This window comes from Wolbachia endosymbiont (group A) of Rhinocyllus conicus (assembly GCF_947250775.1).
Lineage (GTDB): Bacteria > Pseudomonadota > Alphaproteobacteria > Rickettsiales > Anaplasmataceae > Wolbachia.
The window spans coordinates 310,296-331,582 of record NZ_OX366349.1; the positions used below are offsets into that span (position 1 = coordinate 310,296).

Annotated in this window: 17 protein-coding genes, 1 tRNA gene, 1 other RNA gene and 5 pseudogenes; 11 read left to right on the forward strand and 13 right to left on the reverse strand. The window is 35.0% G+C overall.

Annotation, left to right across the window (positions count from 1 at the left end):
• Positions 1 to 74 precede the first annotated feature (74 nt).
• The 5 genes and pseudogenes from OOK92_RS01560 to OOK92_RS08530 all read right to left on the reverse strand — a co-directional run.
• On the reverse strand, positions 75 to 386 hold the full coding sequence (locus OOK92_RS01560) for a type II toxin-antitoxin system RelE family toxin (protein WP_264687877.1): 312 nt from the start codon (positions 384 to 386) through the stop codon (positions 75 to 77).
• Positions 367 to 588, reverse strand: a complete 222-nt coding sequence (locus OOK92_RS01565) for a hypothetical protein (protein WP_264736027.1) — start codon at positions 586 to 588, stop codon at positions 367 to 369. The genes OOK92_RS01560 and OOK92_RS01565 overlap by 20 nt, the downstream gene beginning before the upstream one ends.
• Positions 589 to 797: 209 nt before the next feature.
• The gene (locus OOK92_RS01570) at positions 798 to 1,235 is read right to left on the reverse strand and encodes a ClpXP protease specificity-enhancing factor SspB (protein WP_264736028.1); all 438 of its coding nucleotides are present in this window, start codon (positions 1,233 to 1,235) and stop codon (positions 798 to 800) included.
• A gap of 22 nt (positions 1,236 to 1,257) precedes the next feature.
• Positions 1,258 to 1,593: a transfer-messenger RNA gene (gene ssrA, locus OOK92_RS01575) on the reverse strand.
• A gap of 103 nt (positions 1,594 to 1,696) precedes the next feature.
• Positions 1,697 to 1,824 (reverse strand): annotated as a pseudogene (locus OOK92_RS08530) (IS3 family transposase); the annotation flags it as partial.
• A gap of 80 nt (positions 1,825 to 1,904) precedes the next feature.
• Here OOK92_RS08530 and OOK92_RS08435 point away from each other — a divergent pair.
• A pseudogene (locus OOK92_RS08435) lies at positions 1,905 to 2,092 on the forward strand (hypothetical protein); the annotation flags it as partial.
• A 125-nt stretch (positions 2,093 to 2,217) separates the two neighbouring features.
• Here the strand turns inward: OOK92_RS08435 and OOK92_RS01580 are convergent.
• Positions 2,218 to 2,811: a hypothetical protein gene (locus tag OOK92_RS01580; protein ID WP_264736029.1), complete on the reverse strand. Its 594-nt coding sequence runs from the start codon at positions 2,809 to 2,811 to the stop codon at positions 2,218 to 2,220.
• 156 nt (positions 2,812 to 2,967) lie between these two features.
• Between OOK92_RS01580 and OOK92_RS08535 the strand changes: the two are divergent.
• Positions 2,968 to 3,181: pseudogene (locus OOK92_RS08535) on the forward strand (IS110 family transposase); the annotation flags it as partial.
• A 385-nt stretch (positions 3,182 to 3,566) separates the two neighbouring features.
• Here the strand turns inward: OOK92_RS08535 and OOK92_RS01585 are convergent.
• Complete coding sequence (locus OOK92_RS01585) at positions 3,567 to 5,000, reverse strand: ankyrin repeat domain-containing protein (protein ID WP_264736030.1); 1,434 nt, start codon at positions 4,998 to 5,000, stop codon at positions 3,567 to 3,569.
• Positions 5,001 to 5,083: 83 nt separating this feature from the next.
• On the opposite strand from OOK92_RS01585, the gene priA reads away from it, so the two are divergent.
• Positions 5,084 to 7,105 (forward strand): replication restart helicase PriA, encoded by a 2,022-nt coding sequence (priA, locus tag OOK92_RS01590; RefSeq protein ID WP_264736032.1) that lies wholly within the window; start codon positions 5,084 to 5,086, stop codon positions 7,103 to 7,105.
• 9 nt (positions 7,106 to 7,114) lie between these two features.
• Here priA and petA read toward each other — a convergent pair whose 3' ends face one another.
• The 4 genes from petA to OOK92_RS01610 all read right to left on the reverse strand — a co-directional run bounded on the left by petA (position 7,115) and on the right by OOK92_RS01610 (position 11,591).
• Positions 7,115 to 7,714, reverse strand: a complete 600-nt coding sequence (petA, locus tag OOK92_RS01595; RefSeq protein WP_264736033.1) for a ubiquinol-cytochrome c reductase iron-sulfur subunit — start codon at positions 7,712 to 7,714, stop codon at positions 7,115 to 7,117.
• A gap of 86 nt (positions 7,715 to 7,800) precedes the next feature.
• Positions 7,801 to 10,509, reverse strand: coding sequence for a DNA gyrase subunit A (gene gyrA / locus OOK92_RS01600; protein ID WP_253309899.1), 2,709 nt, complete (start codon positions 10,507 to 10,509; stop codon positions 7,801 to 7,803).
• Positions 10,510 to 10,561: 52 nt separating this feature from the next.
• Positions 10,562 to 10,634 (reverse strand) — tRNA-Val (locus tag OOK92_RS01605).
• Positions 10,635 to 10,715: 81 nt separating this feature from the next.
• Positions 10,716 to 11,591: a tetratricopeptide repeat protein gene (locus tag OOK92_RS01610; protein WP_253309898.1), complete on the reverse strand. Its 876-nt coding sequence runs from the start codon at positions 11,589 to 11,591 to the stop codon at positions 10,716 to 10,718.
• A gap of 459 nt (positions 11,592 to 12,050) precedes the next feature.
• On the opposite strand from OOK92_RS01610, the pseudogene OOK92_RS01615 reads away from it, so the two are divergent.
• Positions 12,051 to 13,066, forward strand: a pseudogene (locus OOK92_RS01615) (IS110 family RNA-guided transposase).
• A 930-nt stretch (positions 13,067 to 13,996) separates the two neighbouring features.
• Here OOK92_RS01615 and OOK92_RS01620 read toward each other — a convergent pair.
• Together OOK92_RS01620 and OOK92_RS01625 are read right to left on the reverse strand one after the other, a co-directional pair.
• Positions 13,997 to 14,407 carry a DUF1284 domain-containing protein gene (locus OOK92_RS01620; protein WP_319803911.1) on the reverse strand — a complete coding sequence of 137 codons (411 nt, stop codon included), beginning with the start codon at positions 14,405 to 14,407 and terminating at the stop codon, positions 13,997 to 13,999.
• The gene (locus OOK92_RS01625) at positions 14,404 to 14,931 is read right to left on the reverse strand and encodes a biotin transporter BioY (protein WP_264736035.1); all 528 of its coding nucleotides are present in this window, start codon (positions 14,929 to 14,931) and stop codon (positions 14,404 to 14,406) included. The genes OOK92_RS01620 and OOK92_RS01625 overlap by 4 nt, the downstream gene beginning before the upstream one ends.
• An 81-nt stretch (positions 14,932 to 15,012) precedes the next feature.
• Here OOK92_RS01625 and OOK92_RS01630 point away from each other — a divergent pair, with 81 nt between their 5' ends.
• From OOK92_RS01630 to dnaN, 7 genes and pseudogenes are all read left to right on the forward strand, one after another.
• Positions 15,013 to 15,600: a nitroreductase family protein gene (locus tag OOK92_RS01630; RefSeq protein ID WP_264736036.1), complete on the forward strand. Its 588-nt coding sequence runs from the start codon at positions 15,013 to 15,015 to the stop codon at positions 15,598 to 15,600.
• The gene (gene dapF, locus OOK92_RS01635; protein ID WP_264736359.1) at positions 15,581 to 16,369 is read left to right on the forward strand and encodes a diaminopimelate epimerase; all 789 of its coding nucleotides are present in this window, start codon (positions 15,581 to 15,583) and stop codon (positions 16,367 to 16,369) included. Before OOK92_RS01630 ends, dapF begins: the two co-directional genes overlap by 20 nt.
• A gap of 691 nt (positions 16,370 to 17,060) precedes the next feature.
• Positions 17,061 to 17,951 (forward strand): annotated as a pseudogene (locus OOK92_RS08540) (transposase).
• Between the two features lie 32 nt (positions 17,952 to 17,983).
• Positions 17,984 to 18,115: a hypothetical protein gene (locus OOK92_RS01650; protein WP_264736039.1), complete on the forward strand. Its 132-nt coding sequence runs from the start codon at positions 17,984 to 17,986 to the stop codon at positions 18,113 to 18,115.
• Positions 18,116 to 18,590: 475 nt separating this feature from the next.
• A complete protein-coding gene (locus OOK92_RS01655) occupies positions 18,591 to 19,484 on the forward strand; it encodes an RNA polymerase factor sigma-32 (RefSeq protein ID WP_253309418.1) in 894 nt (297 codons plus the stop codon).
• Positions 19,477 to 19,974: an invasion associated locus B family protein gene (locus OOK92_RS01660; RefSeq protein ID WP_164225010.1), complete on the forward strand. Its 498-nt coding sequence runs from the start codon at positions 19,477 to 19,479 to the stop codon at positions 19,972 to 19,974. Before OOK92_RS01655 ends, OOK92_RS01660 begins: the two co-directional genes overlap by 8 nt.
• A gap of 123 nt (positions 19,975 to 20,097) precedes the next feature.
• A complete protein-coding gene (dnaN, locus tag OOK92_RS01665) occupies positions 20,098 to 21,255 on the forward strand; it encodes a DNA polymerase III subunit beta (RefSeq protein WP_253309419.1) in 1,158 nt (385 codons plus the stop codon).
• The last annotated feature ends 32 nt before the right edge of the window (positions 21,256 to 21,287 follow it).

A 21,287-nucleotide genomic window follows, 5' to 3' on the forward strand; every position in this document is an offset into this window, starting at 1 on the left:
TTGCTGAACCAAAAAAAACTTCATTTTTTGAGCTGCACCTAAGGTAGGAGGAAGGAGGGCTGTATAAAATATATTTAATGTTTCAGTAGGTCCAATATTGCCTGCTTGTAAATATTGTCCCTGTGTCCTATTGAAACAATAATTACTATACGTTTTGCAGTATTTACACGATAGACAATACGGTAATCATCAGCAACTTTTATTCTTCTATGTCCCTTTAATCTCTTGCGTAGCAACACACCGTTACCAATAGGATCAATCTCAAGATACTTTTTTATTGCGTCTTTAATACTTGGCTTTACATCTTTCGGCAAGAAAGGCAAATTTCTTTTAAGAACATGCTTTAGATATTTAATGGTGTATCGCTTATTTCCAGATGTCTTCACTATCCTCTACTTCTTCTGCATCATCAGCATTTAACTCCCTAATAATTTTGGAAAATGCAATATCTTCCGCTTCAAGTTCGATTGCTTCCTTGACTAGCTTTTCTGTTAATTTTTGAACAGACTGCTTAGTGGCTCTAGCTAGTCCAACAAGATGCTGCGAAGTTTTTGGGTCAAAAGTTATACTAATTCCTGAATCTGCCATATGTTTTACCAAAGTCTACTAACAATTATACAACATTTTTCTGAATTTTTCAATAAAGAAAGTTGATGATATGTAAGAAAAATTCTGCCACCTGCGTTAATAAACAATTAAAGATTTAGCATATTTGTCTACGATAGTATTCCTCTATTCTATTACTTAAGTTAGACCACTTTTTTCTATTAATATTTTTTGTTTACAAAGATGAGCAATTACTCATCACGCAGTTGATCTATGGATATAATACTACCGTTTGATAATTTTTCAGTACATTTTTCACTTTTGTATTCTTTATCAGAATCGATACTGATTTTGTCAAATATTAAAATATCTCCTGAAATTTTATCACGAAACTCACTAATAGCAAAAAACGGTATAGTAATTCGCTCTTGTTTTCCTTGAAAACTCAAACTGACGCTAAATTTATCCTCAGAAACTTTTAAATCATAGAATTGATGCTGTAATATAATAAGCATTTGAGTGGGGTATGACTTTTTCAAACGATCTGGCATGGTCACACCATTAAAATATGTGAAAAATAATATTTCTAAATGAGGGATAAAACCATTACCTGATATAACATCTAAAGTCTTTTTGATAACTTGAAACTTGGCAGAATTAAGCAATTTTTTGTAATCTGTTTGCTCCATATAACTTCCACATACGTAAATTTTTGGGGAACTTCTGTTACCCGGCGTTCCCTGAACCGTGCTTATAGCAATGAAGTTATAGTGCTTAAATTAAGCAGCTATTGCATCATTGTCTTCAGCAGCAAAATTATCGTTTGCATTTAAATTATGAACTCTTAGCGGTGGTGTCTAACCGAGCAAAACTACCATCTTTACTATGCATGTCGATCCTTATTCGCCCCCATATAAATTAAAAATATGGTGGAGGCGCCGAGTACTGCCCTCGGGTCCAATACACCTATTACAGGGTGATTTTATTGCTATAGTACACAAAATGTACATAGCTATTATATAGCAACATTAAATAAATGTCAAGATATTATGACCTTAAGTTGATTTATTGCTAAGACAAAATTAAGATTTCCAGTAAAAAATTCTGTGACCTTACCCAGAAAAAGTGGAGAGAAAGTTAAGAAAATTTTTTACAAAAAGAATGATGAATCACAATGTTCAGGAATGCAATAATTAATAGTAGAATGCCTACGCTGTTTTTTGTAAAAATTTCTATGTATTCAAATATAGCAGTTCTAGCTTGTTGAACGGAGTGCTTAGGTCCAAAGTGTGATGGTATGATATATAAGAAATTGCCATCGAAGGAGGAATTATGGTTACACCTTTACAACTTTGTTATATTACGCAAAAAGACTCAAAACTCTCAAAACCTTATGAATTTATATGTAACCAGTGGACACAAGCATCCTGAATTATTTATACTAAATCCATACCATCACACTTTGGACCTACTTCCTTATTCATTCTCACAATCCGTGAACGGTTACAAATACTGGAGTTTACCCTTTTTCTTGTTATTTTTTTAATCTATAGTTAGCATTCAAAACCATATTCGAAAAGTATCTCATATATTTCCAGATTTTTTCAATGCTGTTTATTTCATCCTCAACATTGTCTCTACCTTTATGAACTAAGTTACAATTTAGCAGCATTAAAAATTATAACGTATTCCTACCTCCAGAGTTGCATCTGGTATTTGTAATGCTTTTATACCACTTAGTTGCCCGCCTGCAGCAATACCAACTGCACCAACTATCTGTGGAGCAATTTCATAATCAACACCGACCTTCAGTTTATAGGAAATAGAACCCAGTATTTTGTCTACTACAGATGCCTCCTCTGCAGCAGCTCCATCCCCTTCTGAAGATCCACTTGCTTTACCAAAGCCAAAAGGTATTACTTGTAAGTATCCTCCTAAACCTCCACTGACATATAGTTTAACGGGATCAATATCAAGGTCAGGGTAATAACGATAATTTGCCAATAAGCTAGCCCCTATTTTCCTTGTATCCTTATTAGCAATATCACTCATGTTAGCAAGAACCTCAAGTTCAAACTTAGAGTTTTTGTCATGATGATAACCAAAAACAACGCTAGGTTTCATTACAAAGCCACCACCCCATCCAGCACCAAAGTTTAAACCTGCATAGTACTGATCTTCTGACTTACTTGCACTATTATTAGCTGCACCTGCTAGAGATGAAGTAAGCAACACAGCCAAAACGCATAATCTCTTCATTTTCATATAACTCCTCATACAAAAAAATATATAATGCATAAGTATATATCCTTTATATTAAAAAAGATATAACCACATGTCAAAAAAAGTATACCCACAAAGTAAAGGATGTGCTACTCGGATGTATCCGTTCAGCAGAATGGCAAAATAGGTAGACAAGCTAACGTATTTGTTAAGTTATGTGTAAACAGGAGGTTATGAGAAACTTGTAATAAAGTTGTATAACATAGCTGTTCATAGAGCTCACCCAAATCGGGCATATGCATTTGCAAAAGCCTGCAATCACTTTGCAAAAACCGATAAATTAGATGCAAAACTGTTGGAAAAATATGCTGAATTCATCGCAAAAAACGATGGGGTAAAAGACTTACTATTACCCACAAATAAAAACATAGTATTGTATTTACTCAAATAATTTAATTTTATTAACCTGAAAGCTTATTGGATTAAAATTATTAAACTAAGAGTTATAATTTTAGCAACTAAAAGCTGTAAATTGCACCATATAAACAGTTATTTCAAGCAAAAGTTATGCCATTAAGAGCTATGCAACAAACATTTATATTTGTGGGTAATAGTAAGATCTAAATCCGATAGAGCATTGTTGGCACACCATCAAAAGTCGCCTCAGACCTCTAATGCATCAATGTACAGACTTACACCTTTTAGTTGGTAATACCATTTTAGACGTTTATCATTCGTTTTAGAAAATACTATAGAATCCAGAAAAAAACATGCCTAGATGAGCTATTTGAATGACATTAGTTGTTAGTTACGCAACTTTCATAACAGCTTCGCTTATGACATTTGTTTACTGTTATGTCTGTAAGATACCCTACTATACCACCTAATGCTGCACCTGCAATTCCTAATAATACAGCAGTTGCAATTACTCCGATAGCAATAATCTCAGGTATAATTCCTATTGCAGCTAGTGTGGCTCCTACAGCACCAAATAATAATGCTAAGCCTATAACTCTTGGGGAAATTCCTGAAGCTTGTTTTTGTCGAGAATGATGATTCTTATTATCTGTTATAGGTGGCTGAGCACTTTGCTTTTCCACTGTATGTAAGTTATTGTTAGTTGCTTTTTCTTTGTGTTCATTAAATAATTTTACAAGCTTACTTTTCTTTTTAAAGTCGGCCCAACATGATGCACTGGCGTTTGACCCCCCCTTTTCTTCTTGACCACAAAATTTAGGGTCAGCGTCTGCCTTCAATAGTAATTTTGCAATTTCAATATCATGATCAGTTTCCACACTATCACTGTAAGCAATACATTGTAACATCTTACTTTTTTGCCTATTAGATGCATACGGTAAAAGCATTTCTACTGTACTCTGACTATATTTTGTAATATTGCCGATAATTAACTTTTCTTCTACATCTACACCAATTTCAGCACCGTGTTCAAACAGTACCTTAACAACATCATTTTTGCTTTCTTCTAGAGCATAATACAGCGGTGTATATTTAGATACACTACATGTATTAGGATCTGCTCCATGCTTTAGAAGCATACTTATGACATCAAGATTACCTAGATCACATGCAATATGTAAAGGGGTGCCAATACCTTCCATCAAAATATTAACATCTATTGCGTTAAGTTGTGAGCATAGCTCGACACTGCTATTATGAGCTGATATTGAATTGTTAGCGCTATACTTTGATAAAACTTCTTCAAGTAGCTCTATCCAACCTGATTCAAAATTGCTGCAGGAATTTTTTACAATGTAGTGCAATATTGACTCCCCAGTCCATGAACCAAAAGTTCTGGTTTGTGAATTGATATTTTTGACTTTTTCTAACAAAATTTTTGTCTTGGCTAGATCTTTATCATTAAGAGCCTTAAATAAATCAACCTCTTCTTCACTTAGATGTGAGCCGTAGCGTTTTCTAAGAAGTTCTTTTGCCCAGTTTTCAAAATATTCAGCCAAGTTGTTAATCCAATCATCATTAGGCTGTTGGCTAATGAATTCTTCAGCCATCTCGCCTATTGATATTTTATATGCTACTGATATTTCTTTAAACTTTTCTGTTGCTGTCTTTTGCTCTTCTTGGCTTTTATCTGACCATTTGTCGGGATGCCATTTCAATGCAAGCTCGTGATATGCCTTCTTAATCTCTTCTGTGCTTGCACTCTCTGACAATCCTAATACTTTGAATGCCTCTTTACGTGTTTTTGGAATCATACTCACTCCCCCAATCAAATTAATTTAGTATAATGCTATACCAGTTTAACCCACAAAAATCAAGCAAACAAATCCTTAAAACAATGCTAAACTCAATCACTATGGCAAGAACAGTTGACGTATTACTACCACTTCCAATTGATCAGTTATTTTCATATGCAGTTGAAGAAAATACTGAAGTTTCAGTTGGAGATTACGTAGTGGTGCCATTTGGCAAAAAACGCTTGATCGGAATAGTTTGGAAATATAGTGACAAGAGTGGTCGAGCATTAAAATTTATTGAGCAAAAAATCGATTTACCAAATATTAGACCAAAATTGATCACATTTGCAGAGTGGGTTGCACAATACAATGTAATGCCTATTGGTATGCTTGCCAAAGTGATAATGGGAGGAGTGTTAAAAGTAAACCAAATAGATAAATTGGTTTGTGCTAAGCAGAAGCAGGAAATAAGTGAAATAAGTTGCCAATTAAACCCTGAACAGCAGATAGCTAGCGATAAAATAATAAGCAGTTTAAATGAGTATTCAGTGACTTTGCTTGACGGTGAGACAGGATCTGGAAAAACGGAAGTTTACTTATCCGCAATTGCAAAATTGGTAGAAACTGTAAACAGTGCACAAATTTTAATCCTCTTGCCTGAAATTGTTTTAACTTCACAATTGGTAAATCGTGTTCGCGGTCAGATATCAAAAAACTTAGTTGAATGGCACTCAGGGCTCACTCCAAAAACTCGCCGGAATAATTGGCTCAATATAGCAAGTGGAAATGCGCAGATAATTATTGGTGCACGGTCAGCGCTTTTTTTGCCTTATAAAAACCTAAAATTGATTATCATTGATGAAGAGCACGACTCATCTTTTAAACAAGAACAGGGAATTATATATAATGCTCGAGATATGGCGATAATCTTAGCCAAATTTGAAAATATTCCGATTATTTTATCATCAGCAACTCCACTGCTTGAAACGATTCATCATGTTAAAAGCGGGAATTACAATCATGTAAAGCTAACCAAGCGATTCGGTGGTGCAGAATTGCCACTCATTAAAGTAGTAGATATGAGGAACAACAAGCAATGGATCTCCTCTGAGCTTTTTGAAAGCATCAAACAAACCATAGAGAAAAAACAGCAGGTTATGCTCTTTTTAAACCGCCGAGGGTATGCACAACTGGCAGTTTGTAAAAAGTGTGGATATAAAATTTCCTGCTTAAATTGTGCTGTTTGGCTTACATATCACAAGAAAAAAAATGCTCTTTTGTGCCATCATTGCTCTTATCAATTAAAACTCCCAGAAAAATGCTCTGATTGCCAGAGTGAACAGTCATTTTCCCTTTATGGCGTAGGAATTGAAAGGTTACTTGAAGAAATGGTGAAATTAATACCAAACGCAAAAACTGCGATGATAAGCAGCGATCAGAAGTCGGTTAGTAACGTAATTGACTTGGTACTGAAAGAAGAGGTGAACATTATAATCGGCACACAAATAATTGCTAAGGGGCACAATTTTCCTAAATTAACTTTGGTTGGAGTAATGAATGCAGATTTGAGTCTCGAAAATTCTGATTTAAGAGCAGCAGAAAAGACGTATCAATTGTTGCACCAAGTTGCAGGCAGGTCAGGAAGGTTCAATGAAAAAGGAATGGTAATAGTGCAAACCAATAATCCTGAAAGTTCAATAATAAAAGCATTGCTACATCAAAAAAGGGACTCATTTTATGAAATTGAACTTAAGTCAAGACGCGAAGCCAAAATGCCACCATTTAGCAGATTAATAGCGCTTATAATTTGTGGTAAGAATCAGATTGCGACACAAAAAGCAGCGAATGAAATAGTAAAATCTCTTCTCTGTCATACAAGTAGCTCAACTACTTGTATTCAGGAAAAAAATGTAAGTGCAGACAAAAAGGAATTTGAAATTCTTGGTCCATCACCAGCAGCAATAAATTTCTTAAATAATAAGTATCGGTATAGGGTGTTGCTAAAAATACACAATAAGCACAGTCTATCTATACAAAAGAAGCTGAAATGTTGGATTAAAAATTGTAACTTGAATTCGAGTATTGCAGTGATAATAGATGTTGATCCTGTGAGTTTTTTTTAACGAGTTCCGTTAAGCCTTCTTGCCAATTACCACAACATTCTCACTGGGAAAAAAATAATCAGGTACAACCATATTTTTTGGTGCAGGTCCCCCAATTACTCGGCCTGATGTGTCATAATATGAACCGTGGCAAGGGCAGAACCAACCGTTACCATCTTTTGTAGCGTGATCAATCGGCACACACCCAAGATGTGTACATATTCCGATCATGATTAACCATTCATCTTTTCCTTCGTATACTCTCTGCTCATCTAATTGAGGATCCCTCAAGCTCTTCACATTCACAGCTCTTGCAGCCTCAATTTCTTGCTTTGTGCGTCTACGAATGAATACTGGTTTACCTTGCCACTTTACTTTTACTCCGTGTCCTTCCTGAATTCCAGACAAATTCACCTCCACTGTGGAAGTTGCTAAAACTTCAGCAGAAGGATTCATAGACTTAACCAGTGGCCAAAGTCCACTTGCAGCTCCTATACCTGCCATAGCGCATGTAGTTAATGTTATAAAATCTCTCCTACTCTTATTTTTAGTAAGATCTTTAACATGAGGTGTTTTTTTATCCTCTTTGTTTGCCAGTGGTTTTTTATTTTTAGTTAAATTTTTGTCCATTGATCTCTACTTAGCCATAAGTATATATTTTAAATTAAATACTGCGTATTAATCAACAAAAACTTGCGCTTTTTGTTTAACCTGTACTACAGTTGAGAAGAGATAGAGTTTTCAACTTCAGAAATACTATCTTCAGTGGAATCAGGATCTTCAATTTTCGCTACTGACACCACCTTTTCTCTACTCTCTGTTTTAAACAGAGTGACTCCTTGAGTGCTACGTCCTGCAATTCTGATATCATTTACTGAAATACGAATTAACTTTCCTTTATCTGTAATAAGCATGATATTATCACCCTGCTCAACTGGAAAACTAGCAACAACATTACCGTTTCTGTTGGTAGTAAGAATATTGGTGATACCAACACCACCCCTGTTAGTTATTCTATACTCATACGCAGAAGTTCTTTTACCAAAGCCATTTTCGGTAATAGTTAATATAAACTCCTCATTCACTGCAAGTTTTAAGAACAATTCGTTATCTATTCCTAAATCATTCAAAGTCTTTTCCAATTTAGAATCAATGGAGTTATTAATTGCAGTCCCCAGTCTTTTTGCAAGTGGAACTTTTAAGTAAAGTTCTTTTGTTTCTGTTGCTACACCTATCCCATTTAATATGGTCATGGATATCACGCTGTCATTCTTTGCAAGTTTGATACCTCTTACGCCATCTGAATTGCGACTTTTAAATTGACGCACATCACTTACAACAAATCTGATACTTTTGCCGAATCTTGTTGAAAGAAAAACATGATCAATTTCATTGCATACTTTAACTGATATTAACTTATCTCCTTCATCGAGTTTGATTGCTATTTTTCCATTGCTTGGAATATAGTGAAAATCCGCTAAAGAGTTGCGCCTTATGTTCCCATGAGCAGTAGCAAAAACTATGTTTTGATTTTCGTCATTTTCACTTGGTAATGGCATTATATTAGTTATAGTTTCACCATCGCTAAGCGGGAATATATTAACAAGTGCTCTTCCACGTGCAGTTGGCTCTGCAAGAGGTAACTTATAAACTTTTAATCTATAAACTCGGCCAATATTAGAAAAGAATAAAAGGCTAGTGTGGGTATTCCCAACAAATAATTTTGTGGTTACATCCTCTTCTTTTAATCCTTGTCCTAGCTTTCCTTTTCCACCACGACGCTGAGTTCTATAATGAGAAAGCTTCACACGCTTGATATAACCATTCATAGTTACGGTTATCACCATATCCTCTTGTGGAATTAGATCTTCAGCTTCAATGTCCGTATCTGATTCCTCTATTGAAGTTTTTCGCGGCACAGCAAATCTGTTCTTTATTTCTTGTAGATTGTTTTTTATTTCTTTCATCAACTTCTCTCCTGAGCCAAGAAAAGCGATATATTCTTTTATCAGGTTGATCATTGAACTTAGCTCAGCTTCTAATTTGTCTTTTTCAAGGCCTGTTAAGCGTTGCAATTTCATGTCAAGAATAGCTTTCGTTTGCAGCTCAGTTAATCTATACACTCCGTCTTTCAAAAAGCTTGTGCTGTCTGAGATTAATCCAATAATTGTGTTTATCTCAGCTGAAGTTTTCCATTCTTTATTTAAAAGTTCTCTACTTGCTTCCGCAGGATCTTTTGCACCACGGATGATTTTTATCACTTCATCTATGCTCAAGACCGCAATGTAGAGCCCTATATATATATGAGCTTTTTCCCTCGTTTTTCTTAGACGAAATTCTGTTCTCCTGATTAATACTTCTTTTCTAAAATCAACAAAAGCAGCTATGATTTCTTTTAATGACATCAAAGCAGGCCTGTTGTTGTTGAGGACTAAAGTGTTAACACTAAAACTACTTCTTAGTGGAGTTAGTCCCAATATTTGATTAAGTATAAAACTTGCTTCAGCATTTCTTCTGAGGTCAATTACTACTCTAATACCAGACTTATCGGACTCATCCCTAATTTCTGTTATGCCATCAATTCTTTTTTCTTTTACAAGCTCACCTATTTTCTCAATTAATTTTACTTTATTTACCTGGTAAGGTATTTCATCAATCACTATTGCTTGCCTATCTTGTGGCAGGTCTTCCATGTGAGTCTTGCCTTGCACAACAATTGATCCACGACCCGTTGCAAATGCTGATCTTATTCCAGACCTTCCAAGAATCGTTCCCCCAGTTGGGAAATCCGGCCCTGGCATCACTTCAAGTAACTCATCCAAAGTAACTTCAGGATTATCTATATATAACATACAAGCATCTATTATTTCTCCAAGGTTGTGAGAAGGAATATTGGTTGCCATACCAACTGCAACACCGCTTGCACCATTTACCAATAGATTCGGAAATTCTGCAGGCAGTACAACAGGCTCTGTTTCATTTCCATCATAGTTTGGCCTAAAATCAACTGTATCTTCGTCAATATCATTTAGTAAGAAGTGCGACACTTTGTGAAGCCTTGCTTCTGTATATCGCATCGAAGCGGGTGGATCTCCGTCTATCGAACCAAAGTTACCTTGTCCATCAACAAGTGGTAAAAGAAGAGAGAAATCTTGGGCCATTCTAACCAAGGAATCGTAAATAGCTGCATCACCATGTGGGTGATATTTCCCCATTACATCCCCTACTATACGAGCCGCCTTTTTATATGGCTTACCAGCATCGTATCCAGCCCTTGACATTGCATATAATATGCGCCTATGAACAGGTTTAAATCCATCTCGCACGTCAGGTATAGCCCGGCTTATGATAACGCTCATTGCGTAGGAAAGATAAGAATCTTCCAGCTCTTTTACTATTGAGATTGGTACTATATTATCCTGCATTTTCTATATTTTGATTGAAGTAATTAATAATATTAACATTCAGTTAAGCAAATGGGCAATGACAGACTTGAACTGCCGACCTCCTCGGTGTAAACGAGATGCTCTACCAGCTGAGCTAATTGCCCCTTTAGATGTAATTCTATAGCTCAATATTATTATTGTAAACAAAAATAGCGATAAATTAGATTTAGGTAAGCTATAAGCTTTTATGAAATCTTTGGGTGCGTGCTGTGGAGTTTTATAAATTTTAGTCTTGCTGTCACTTTGTATAAAGGTATTTTTTCACTCACATCTTTCGAAGTTGTAGCCATGTTCAACAACTTTAAGTAGAATATTGTAGCATTTTTAAAATCTGAAAGTTTATCTAGAATAACAGCTAAATTATAGGTATAAAAAATATTGTTTTCATCAAGGGAAATAGCAGTTGTCATATACTCTTTACCTTTTACATAATCCTCCTTTTTCATATAAATCAGACCTAAATTTGCTAATAAAGGAGCATAATTTTTATGTATATCATACAATTTCAACATTTCACTCAACGCCAGATCAGGATCATATTGTGAGATTATCGTCAGAAAGTTTTTTAATATGTAAGGGTTACTAGGGTATTCTTTTAACAGTCTTGTGTAAATCTCTACAGCTTTTTTGTATTCTTTATTAGCGTAATAAATATTTCCCAATCCAATTAAAGCATTTTTATGATAAGGAAACTTTGTGATGATCTGATTAAGGAGAGAAATAGCTGTTTCATTATCTCCTGACTCAAAGGAATCTTTTGCTTTTTTTAAAGTAGAGTATATGTCAAAACTCTTGCCAGAATTCTGCGCAATTTTGATATTAAATTTGTCACTTTTTCTCTCAATAACATCAAGATCTTTATACTTTTTATCAGCTTTTATATGCTTGACAACACTATCAAAAGCCTTCTGTATCTCCAAATTTTCACTAGCATATGTAACAGAAGACCTCCATAAAATCACAACGCAAATTAACATGCAGACAAACATAGATCCTAGTGTTGTGGCATTGGCTGCAGCGTGTAACCAGTAAACCTTATTTCTTTGAGCTATGCGTAACACATTACAAATTCATAAATGCTAAATTACCTATCTCATACAATAATAAAGATATTATTAATTAGCGATGCTGCGTAGAATGCACTTATCTTTTGTCTTCCATATTTCGCTCTATTAGACTTCTTGCATAACCCAAACTTAAGTAGAAAAAAGGCAAATAGTTATTATAGCTCTAAGTTTACCGACGATAAGAACCGTCATTCAAGTAGCTCCTCCCTGCCATCTAAGTAGCCTTCTTCTTGTATCTTGTCAAAAGCATCTAATGTTTTAAGCTTAAGCATTAGGTGGAGAAGGGAGGAACTCTGTGCTTCTTCTTAGATATAAAATCTGTAGAGGAGATAAGAATTCCCTTCTCAAAAGTATAGGCTGGACGGTATCGTAGAAAGACCTGAATGGTTCTAATTCTGTATTCACAAGACTAGCCTTACTTTTCATTTTTAATGGTAACGTATGGGGTTATATATGATCAACAACTTTTTGGGCATAGATATATCAAAAGATCGCTTTGATGTTTTTCTCTCATTTATAAGCAAAAAAGGAAAGCGTGAAACTAGAAAAAGAAGCTTTAAGAACGATGGTTTCAAAGTCTACTGAATTTTCTACACAAACATAATGTAGAAAAAGTAAAAACCTGCATGGAATCTACTGGTTGTTATAGCGAAGCACTGGCTGAATTTCTACACAATGCTGGACATTTTGTAAGTGTTGTAAATCCTTATTGCATAAAATCTTATGCAAGGAGTAAGCTGATACGACAAAAGAATGATCAGACCGATGCAGAAGTTATTGCTGATTATTGCCAAAGACAGGAACCTTCTAGTTGGACACCACCTTCTCCTGAAATGAAAAAATTAAAACATCTTTATCGTTGCTCAGTTGCGTTAAAAGATGAGTTAACATTAGTAAATAACCACTTAGAAAAAAAAGAGAGACTGCCTAAAGAAGTTGCAAATGCTTGGGAAGACCTTGCAATGAATATAGCTCAAAAAATAGAAACAATAAAAAACTCCGTACGTGAACTATTAAATCAACACAAAGAATTGTTGGAAAATTTTCAACTTCTATTGACTATTCCAGGCATAGGAGAAGAATCAGCAATAGCTATTTTAGCTGAAGTTTCTGATATAGAGGTTTTTAGAGATGCCAGGCAATTGGCAGCATATACAGGAGTTATACCACGAAATATGACGTCAGGTTCCTCTGTATATGCCAAACCCAGATTAAGTAAATCCGGTTCACAAACATTACGTAAGGCACTTTTCTTTCCTGCCATAGTAGCTAAGAATCACAATCCTATCATTATGAGCTTTTGCCAAAGATTAAAGGAAAAGGGTAAGCATAATATGGCCATCGTTGGTGCTGCAATGCGTAAGCTACTCCATATCATTTTCGGTATTCTGACATCCAAAAGTGCTTTTGATCCTAACCATATCAAAAACTACAGGGCTAGGAGGTTGACTGAAGGTTTAGTACTTTAAAATCAAAAATGCTTCCTATCTATCTTATGTAAAGTGGTATCTTACACAAATTTATTGAATGTTGTTGGTTAGTGGATATGTTGATAAGTAAACTTCATCTGTTTTGTGCGTATAAAACTAATTTACTTATCAACATATCCACTAACTATAATCTGTGTACTGTTACACAATTGGAAGTATTTTTTGATTTTATGATGCAACTTGGGAAATTTTTATAATTTTTTTGTTGACTAACAAGACGGTATCTCCTGTCATCCCAGTGCCCAGACACTGGGATCCATTTTGCATGTAATTCCGCTATAGTATTATGTTTTAGTGTAAAGTTTGGTATTTATCCATTAAGTTCGTTTGCGAGCAAAGTTCGCTAGATTCCAGTGTCAAGCACTGGGATGACAAAAAAAGGAGCACTGGGATGACAGCAGTCCTACGTCATACCGCGATTCATTCCTACGTCATACCGCGATTCATTCGCGGTATCTCTTAACATAGATCCCGCTAACAAGCAGCGGGATGACACCTCTCTTGGGCTCTTTTAGCTACAAACATTAAGAAATTTACCAAATAAAAAAAAGGCAAAAGAAGCCCCGTGGTGCGAGTTTTGACTCTATATTACTGTAAGTGGCGCTGTAATAATGTGCTGACGCTTAGTTTAAGCGCGGTTTGGCTGAATGTAGAAAAAATAAAAAAGACATGCAGCCGCTATAATTTTATGTAATCCGCCAAAAAATACCCTAAGTTTTTTACTGAATTTTGTCATTGAGCCTGCAGGTCAAAAACAAGTTTTGAGTCATAAATACCCTTAATACTACAATAAGGGGCTGGCGGAGTTTGTCAAGTAAGTTTTTTTTCTACTGAATGACAGTTGTGGCTTGGGAGGTAGTGCAAGAAGTCTATTTCCACAAAAATGCTTCAATTTATCTTAACATTTTGTCAACTACCTTTATAGGAATGACAATTTAAAAGGGCATTTTTACATATTCCATATGGCTGCCAGTTGCACCCCTCACATGCGTAATCAAATTTCTTTAAAGACATTTTCTCTCTAATCTTTTTTACCGCCTCATTCCAAGTTAAAGTCTCGCCAATTTTAATTCCTAAAATTTCCATATGCCTTCTATCTAGCTCTAAAACTTTAGCTTGTGTGGTGCATTTACCTTGTTTAATCTGGTTTGGGCAAGCACTACAAATACTATCAAGATTGCCAACTACTTTGATTTGAGTGTTAGGATCACTCATTACTTTGCTTGCTATCTTTTTATAATTTTCTACAAAACCCTGAGAATACCCATATCCCTGAAATGCAAGAGTGCACATGAAATGATGAGGACGAAACTTTATCACTTTTTCAAATACTGCAAAGCCGCTACGAGTAGAAAAATTTTTACCAAACCAGGAAGGATAAATGGTAAAACACCCACCATTATTGCTTCTCCCAGACCCAAGTAAACAGCAAGCCAACTAACACCACAAATAAAGATTACAACTGTACCAGCCAGACAACTTAAAGAATTACACACAAATGATTTATATTTAGAGTTCAGTAATTCATTTACTTTGCTCATTACCATAACAGCAGCTAAACAGCCAATTAAATATCCACCTGTTGGTCCGAGAAAAATGTGATAACCACCAGAAAAATTCGCAAAAACAGGAAATCCTGCTGCACCAAGTGATAGATATGTAAGCACAGAATAGAATGCTGTTCTGCGGTTAAATTTAAGCCCAATAAGCATTACTCCTAAAGTTTGCAATGTGATAGGCACAGGCTGCAATGGTACGCTTATTTGAGCCATCAAGAATAAAAGTAAAACGCAAGACAATATTTCAGCCAGTGTTGATCTGCTGCTAGATTGTGTTATAAACATACCTTCCCAATAAAAATAACTTATAAAATGTAATATATATAAGAGGTTTTGCAATTTAAATTTTGCTTATATTGTGCTACAATGAATTATTTATGCACTATTAAATTAAAAATGATAAGTAAACAAGATCTATTATCGTTGATGAAAGCAAGACACAGCGGACGTTCATACGATACTACAAGAGCAATATCTCAGGAAGACATGGATATTTTAATGGAAGCTGTAAGGCTGACTCCCTCATGTTTTGGTGATGAACCTTGGAGATATGTGATATGCAACAAACAGAACAATCAAAGCGCATGGGAAAAGCTGCTAAATTGTCTTGATGAATCTAATCAAAAATGGGCAAAAGATGCACAAGTGTTAATCATATCTCTAAGCGCTAAGAATTTCCGTAAATCTGACAAAGGTGAAAATTTTTGGGCTAATCACGATACTGGTGCAGCAAATTATGCACTTATGCTACAGGCTGCAGCTATGAACTTAATGGCTCATCAAATGGGTGGATTTGATAGAGATAAAATAGTAGAAAGATTCAACATATCCGATGATTTTAATGTAATGTCAGTGATAGCGGTTGGTTACGAAGAAGAGGGCGCTGAAACAAGTAAGAAAAAAAGGAGACCAATAGAAGAAATATTTTTTTATGATGAGTGGCCAAGGTCCTGAAAATTTTATCAAAATGCACGGCACTGGTAACAACTTCGTTATCATAGACTCACGTTCAACAAACAATTTAGACTGGAACTATAGACAAATTGCTGATCAAAGCAGTTGTGATCAAGTGATAATTATAACAATGTCTAATGCTGCAGACTGCTTTATACATATCTATAATGCTGATGGTAGTCGAGCTGAAATGTGCGGAAACGCAGCACGCTGTGTTGGATATTTGATAATGTCAGAAAAAGGTACTGAGTATATCACTATTGAGCTGGTAAACAAACGCATTTTAGAGTGTTTTAAAGTTGGTGATAAATCCATAAAGGTTAACATGGGTAAACCTTTGCTAAAATGGCATGAAATTCCCTTGTCTACTGAGTGTGACACTCTTCACTTACCTATAGAGCTTGAAATGCTAAAAGATCCTGTTGCAGTAAATATTGGTAACCCTCATATAGTTTTTTTTGTTGATAACATAAGTGAAATACCATTGCGAAATTTAGGACCAAAGCTAGAAAATCACGTACTATTTCCTCAGAAAATTAATATTAGTATTGCACAAGTTGAAAAGTCTGGAGAAATAGCTTTAAGAGTTTGGGAAAGAGGTACAGGCATTACTGCATCATGCGGTAGTGCAGCCTGTGCAGCACTTGTTGCATCCACACTACGTGGATATCTGACTGCCCAACAGACTTCAGTAGATTTACCAGGAGGTAAGTTATTAATCGAATGGGCAAATAACGTATTCATGACCGGTGATATAGGATTTTTGTGATAATTGTTTTCACAATGCAAAACTTACTTGACAAACTCCGTCAGCCCCCTTATCATGAAACTGAAGGTATTCAGTTATCTTCATCTGTGCAGATTAAACAGCAAAAAAACAACGTAGTTGGCGTCTTATTTTTAATTTTTTGCACTATGTGCACCTTATGTCTTCACAATATTTCTAGGTTTTTACCTACACAAGCTGAAACGCGCTTATAAGTCGTTTAAGACAGTATAGTACGCCAATTTGCAGGATTAGAGAGTGACAACTAGCTAACACGGGATTTCTTTTGCCTTTTTTTCTGCTTAGTAAATTTCTTAAACATTTGAACTAAGGTGAGCTGCACTTAAAAGCAGCTAAATTGCAGTGTTTAAGACTTAAAAAACGCCAAATACTGAAAATAGACAATGACTAGGGCTTCTTTTGCCTTTTTTTTCGTTTGGTAAATTTCTTAACGTTTGTAGCTAAAAGAGCCCAAGAGAGGTGTCATCCCGCTACTTGTTAGCGGGATCTATGTTAAGAGGTACCGCGAATGAATCGCGGTATGACGTAGGAATGAATCGCGGTATGACGTAGGACTGCTGTCATCCCAGTGCCCAGACACTGGGATGGCTTTGTTGCATCGCTCAAGTGAAAAGAACTGGCAGTTACTGACAAAATTCATTATAAATAGCCATTTAACCGTTGAAGAAAAAATATGCCACAAAAAATGAGAGTCAGTAACCATAGAGAATATAACAAATTTCTAGAAAAAAGGGGAAATATTTTTCATTATATCAACGAAGCCATAGAAAATTGGTATGAAATTGGGCCAAAAATGTAGGGTGGCAACAATATTTACAGCAACAAAGTGGTAATTTTGATACATATAATAACCCATCTATTCAGAATAGGTTTGAGTGGGATTTTTAGAGGGATACATTGAACAAATAGGAAAAAATTTGCAGCTATTCACAAGCATCAAAAGAAACTTGATATTAAGATCAATGATTGCAGAGTTGATAAAAATAACATGGAAGATATCGAAATTGCTATAGACAGTACAGGAATTAGTATATACAACAACACACAGCAAAGAGAATAGCAAAGATAGAGAGTACCGCGGCTATAAACAAGTAAGAAAATTGCACATAATGTTGAGCAAACAACATAATGTTGAGCAAACAAGTCATAGCTACAAAATACAGTAATGGCGTTTACTCTGATCACTATGGAGCATTGGGGAAATTTGATGTTAAATATGCTATAAAAGCTCTATAAGCTGTGTAATCAATATGGCATAAAAACGAAAATTCCTCCGAAAAACAACTCAGCAGAGCATCCAAAATTGGATTATATGCTTGATAGAAATGCCGCTATTCAGTTAATGAAATTACATGGTGAGAATGGTATAAAAAGATGGAAAGAAGAAGTAAATTACGGAAAAAGATCGTATATTGAAGGATTTTTCTCAAGGTTGAAGCGAATATTTGGGTTTAGTTTTAAGAATAAATCTGAGACAAATAGAGAGAAGGAACTGCTTATTAAATTCTACTTAATGAACAAATTTACTGCAATTGGTATGCCTAAATTTGAAATAGTCGCATAAAATTATTTACTCTGGAAAAAACTTACGTTGCTATGCAACAAAGCCCACCGGGATCTAGAAAAAGAAATGTGGATTCCAGTGGGCTTTGTTGCATCGCTAGCTATGATGGATTAAAGATAAAAAAGATGGAGAATATCAGTAGCTTATTATTCTGGTATTTATAACAAGAACGGTCAGTGAATACCTAAATTTGAGTAAAAGAAATTTCACTACCACTCACTAATCCGGCTAAAATTCAAGAATTTCAATGCTTTAGCTATTTTCAACAGAATTAAGTTTATTAATATAAATAATAAATTACTATTCTTAAATTTGATCAGATTGATTGCAAAAAAACAAGATTTTCAATAGGTTGCTTATAATCCTAGCTATAGTTAGCCTTTCATAAGTAGCGATGCAACAAAGCCATTCCAGTGTCAAGGCACTGGAATAACACCACTTACTACGTATTTAAACTATAATGTTCATCATTACACGCTGGCAGGATGTCATATATAGTGTTACCCAGGTAGCTGTGTTGGGGCTTATCGTCTTTAAGATCCCAATTAGATAGAAGGTTTGTACTTTTTTCAAATCAAAGCTTGAATTTTTGCTTGAAAATCAATACATTATATATATAAAGTTTTAATTTAAGTTGTTATGTTGACCCCAATGGCAAGCTTATGTGTTGATAGCAGAACCAATCTCATGCAATATATTGCTAGAGTGCAAAAATTTCCTATGCTGTCTCAAGAGGAAGAGGTACGATTAGCAAAAAATTGGAACCAATATAAGGATATTTCTTCTGCTCATAAATTGATTACCAGCCATTTGAATTTGGTAGTGAAAATTGCAATGAAATTCAAAAATTATGGACTATTGTTGATGGACCTGGTCATGGAAGGGAATATGGGTTTAATGCATGCAGTAAAAAAGTTTAATCCTGATTTAGGGTTTCGTTTTTCAACTTATGCAGTGTGGTGGATTGAAGCTTCAATAAAAGACTTTATATTGAAATCTTGGTCGTTCGTGAAAATAGGCACAACGCAAGCACAAAGAAGATTATTTTTTAGTTTACGTAAAATAAAAAAAAGAATTTTACAGTATACAAACAGAGAGACTTTAAGCAATGAAGAAATAAAAGCAATATCTAATGAGCTTTCTGTATCCGAAGGAGATGTTCTGCAGATGAATTACCGTTTGGCTTGTAAGGATCAGTCGCTAAACGATTGCATAAAAATAGGTGATGACTCTAAAAGGGAGTTGCAAGATATGATCCCATGTAACTTGGTCAGTCAAGAAGTAACCTATCAGAATCATGAAGAAAAAGAATTAAAAGAAACAATTTTAAACAATGCACTAGCGAGCCTCAATGAAAGGGCAAGAGACATTTTTATCAGTAGATATTTGTCTGAAAACACTCAAACTCTAGATGAACTTAGTAAAAAATATTGTGTTTCAAGAGAAAGAATAAGACAGTTGGCTGAGCAGGCGATGGCTAAGGTAAAACAATATATACAATCAGAAAGTTTGAAATTTGGTTTGCATGCGTAGTTTTTTTATATTTCTAATATTTTTTTCAATAGGCGCTTTTGCATCGGTTAGTGATGTGCAATTGAAGGAAAAATACAAAGACTGGCTTGTATATACTGCATCAGAAGATGGAGAGAAAGTGTGTTACATTGTATCTTACCCTAAGACAAAAAGCGAGCATTATACAACCAATCGCAAGCCGTATGTAATGGTCAGTTATGTTGATAAAAAAGCAGATGAGGTAAGCGTTACCTCTGGTTTTCAGTATGATAAGGAGCCTGTAGCTCTCAATATCGACAAAAAAATTAAATATACACTGCCTATAATACAGGGAAGTTTTGCGTGGGCAGAGCATACAAAAATAGATCAAGATCTCATTCTAAAAATGAAGCAGGGATTATCAATGGTAGTTAATGGAAAAACAAAAACAGTGACCATTGATGATACTTATTCCCTACTTGGTTTTCAAAAAGCGTATCAAAAAATGCATGATTTATGTCATACAAAGTAAATCATTGTAACAAAATACCCAGCTATAGTATAAACTGGACTACTCTTTCAATGGAAATATAAATAGCACTTTACTTTATATAGGATGTGGATATCATTTAAAATATATTTTTGAGAGTTAGCAATGTCAGAGGTTGCAGGTGTAGATACAGAAATCAAAAAGCAAAATTCTGTGTGCGAGCAGATGCGTTTTAGCGTGAGCCGTACAAGTCTTTTAAATACATTATCCAGAGTAAGTGGAGTGGTTGAAAGGCGTAATGCAATAGATGTTTTGGCATGTATAAATATCAAAGCACAACACGGCAGCATAAAATTAATGGCAACTGATCTTGACATTTCAATGTTTGCCTCACTTGCTGCAACCGTATTAACAGAAGGAGAAGTAAAAATTTCAGCGCATACTTTACATGACATAGTGAAGAAGTTACCCGCTGATTTGGATGTCAATTTTGAAGTAAACAACCAAAGAAAATTATTGATGTCTTGCGGAAATGCAAACTTTTCTTTACCGAATGTAGTTTCAAGCAGCTTTCCTGCTCTTGAAGAAGACAATTATAAACATGATTTTATTCTACTAAATACGGACCTGATAGACTTATTAACTAAAACAAAATTTGCTGTATCACTAGATGATACAAGGTATAATTTAAATGGAATATATCTACATACAGACGAGCAGTTTCTGTACTGCGTTGCAACTGATGGTCACCGTTTATCATGTATAAAGAGACCAAAGCCTGGGAACATCAATGGCGAATTTGGTGTGATCATTCCACGTAAAACTGTTATGGAGCTGTTAAAAATATTGGACGACTGTAATGAAATTAATGTAAAACTCTCAGACAGAAAAATCAAGTTTACATGCGGTGAATATATTCTAATATCAAAATTAATAGATGGGACTTTTCCAAATTATAAAGCAGTTATTCCAGCATCTCAAGATAAGCATATGATTATTGAAAGTAAAAAACTTTCAGATGTTATAGATCGAGTTTCCGTTGTTGTATCTGATAAAGTAAAATCCATTAAATTCTCACTACAAGAAAAGCTGCTGACTCTGCATTCAAACTCTCAAGAGTGCAATGATGCAACTGAATCCATAGAAGTGGACTACAATGAAGCCCCTATAGAAATAGGGTTTAACTCGCGTTATTTACTTGATGTTCTATCCTGCATAAAAAATAAATGTAAGTTTAGCTTAGCCGATGGTAATAGTGCTACAATTATCACTGATGAAGACGATTCAAGTGTATTATATGTAGTGATGCCAATGAGAACTTAAACTTGTCATCCCGCTTCTTGTTAGCAGGATCT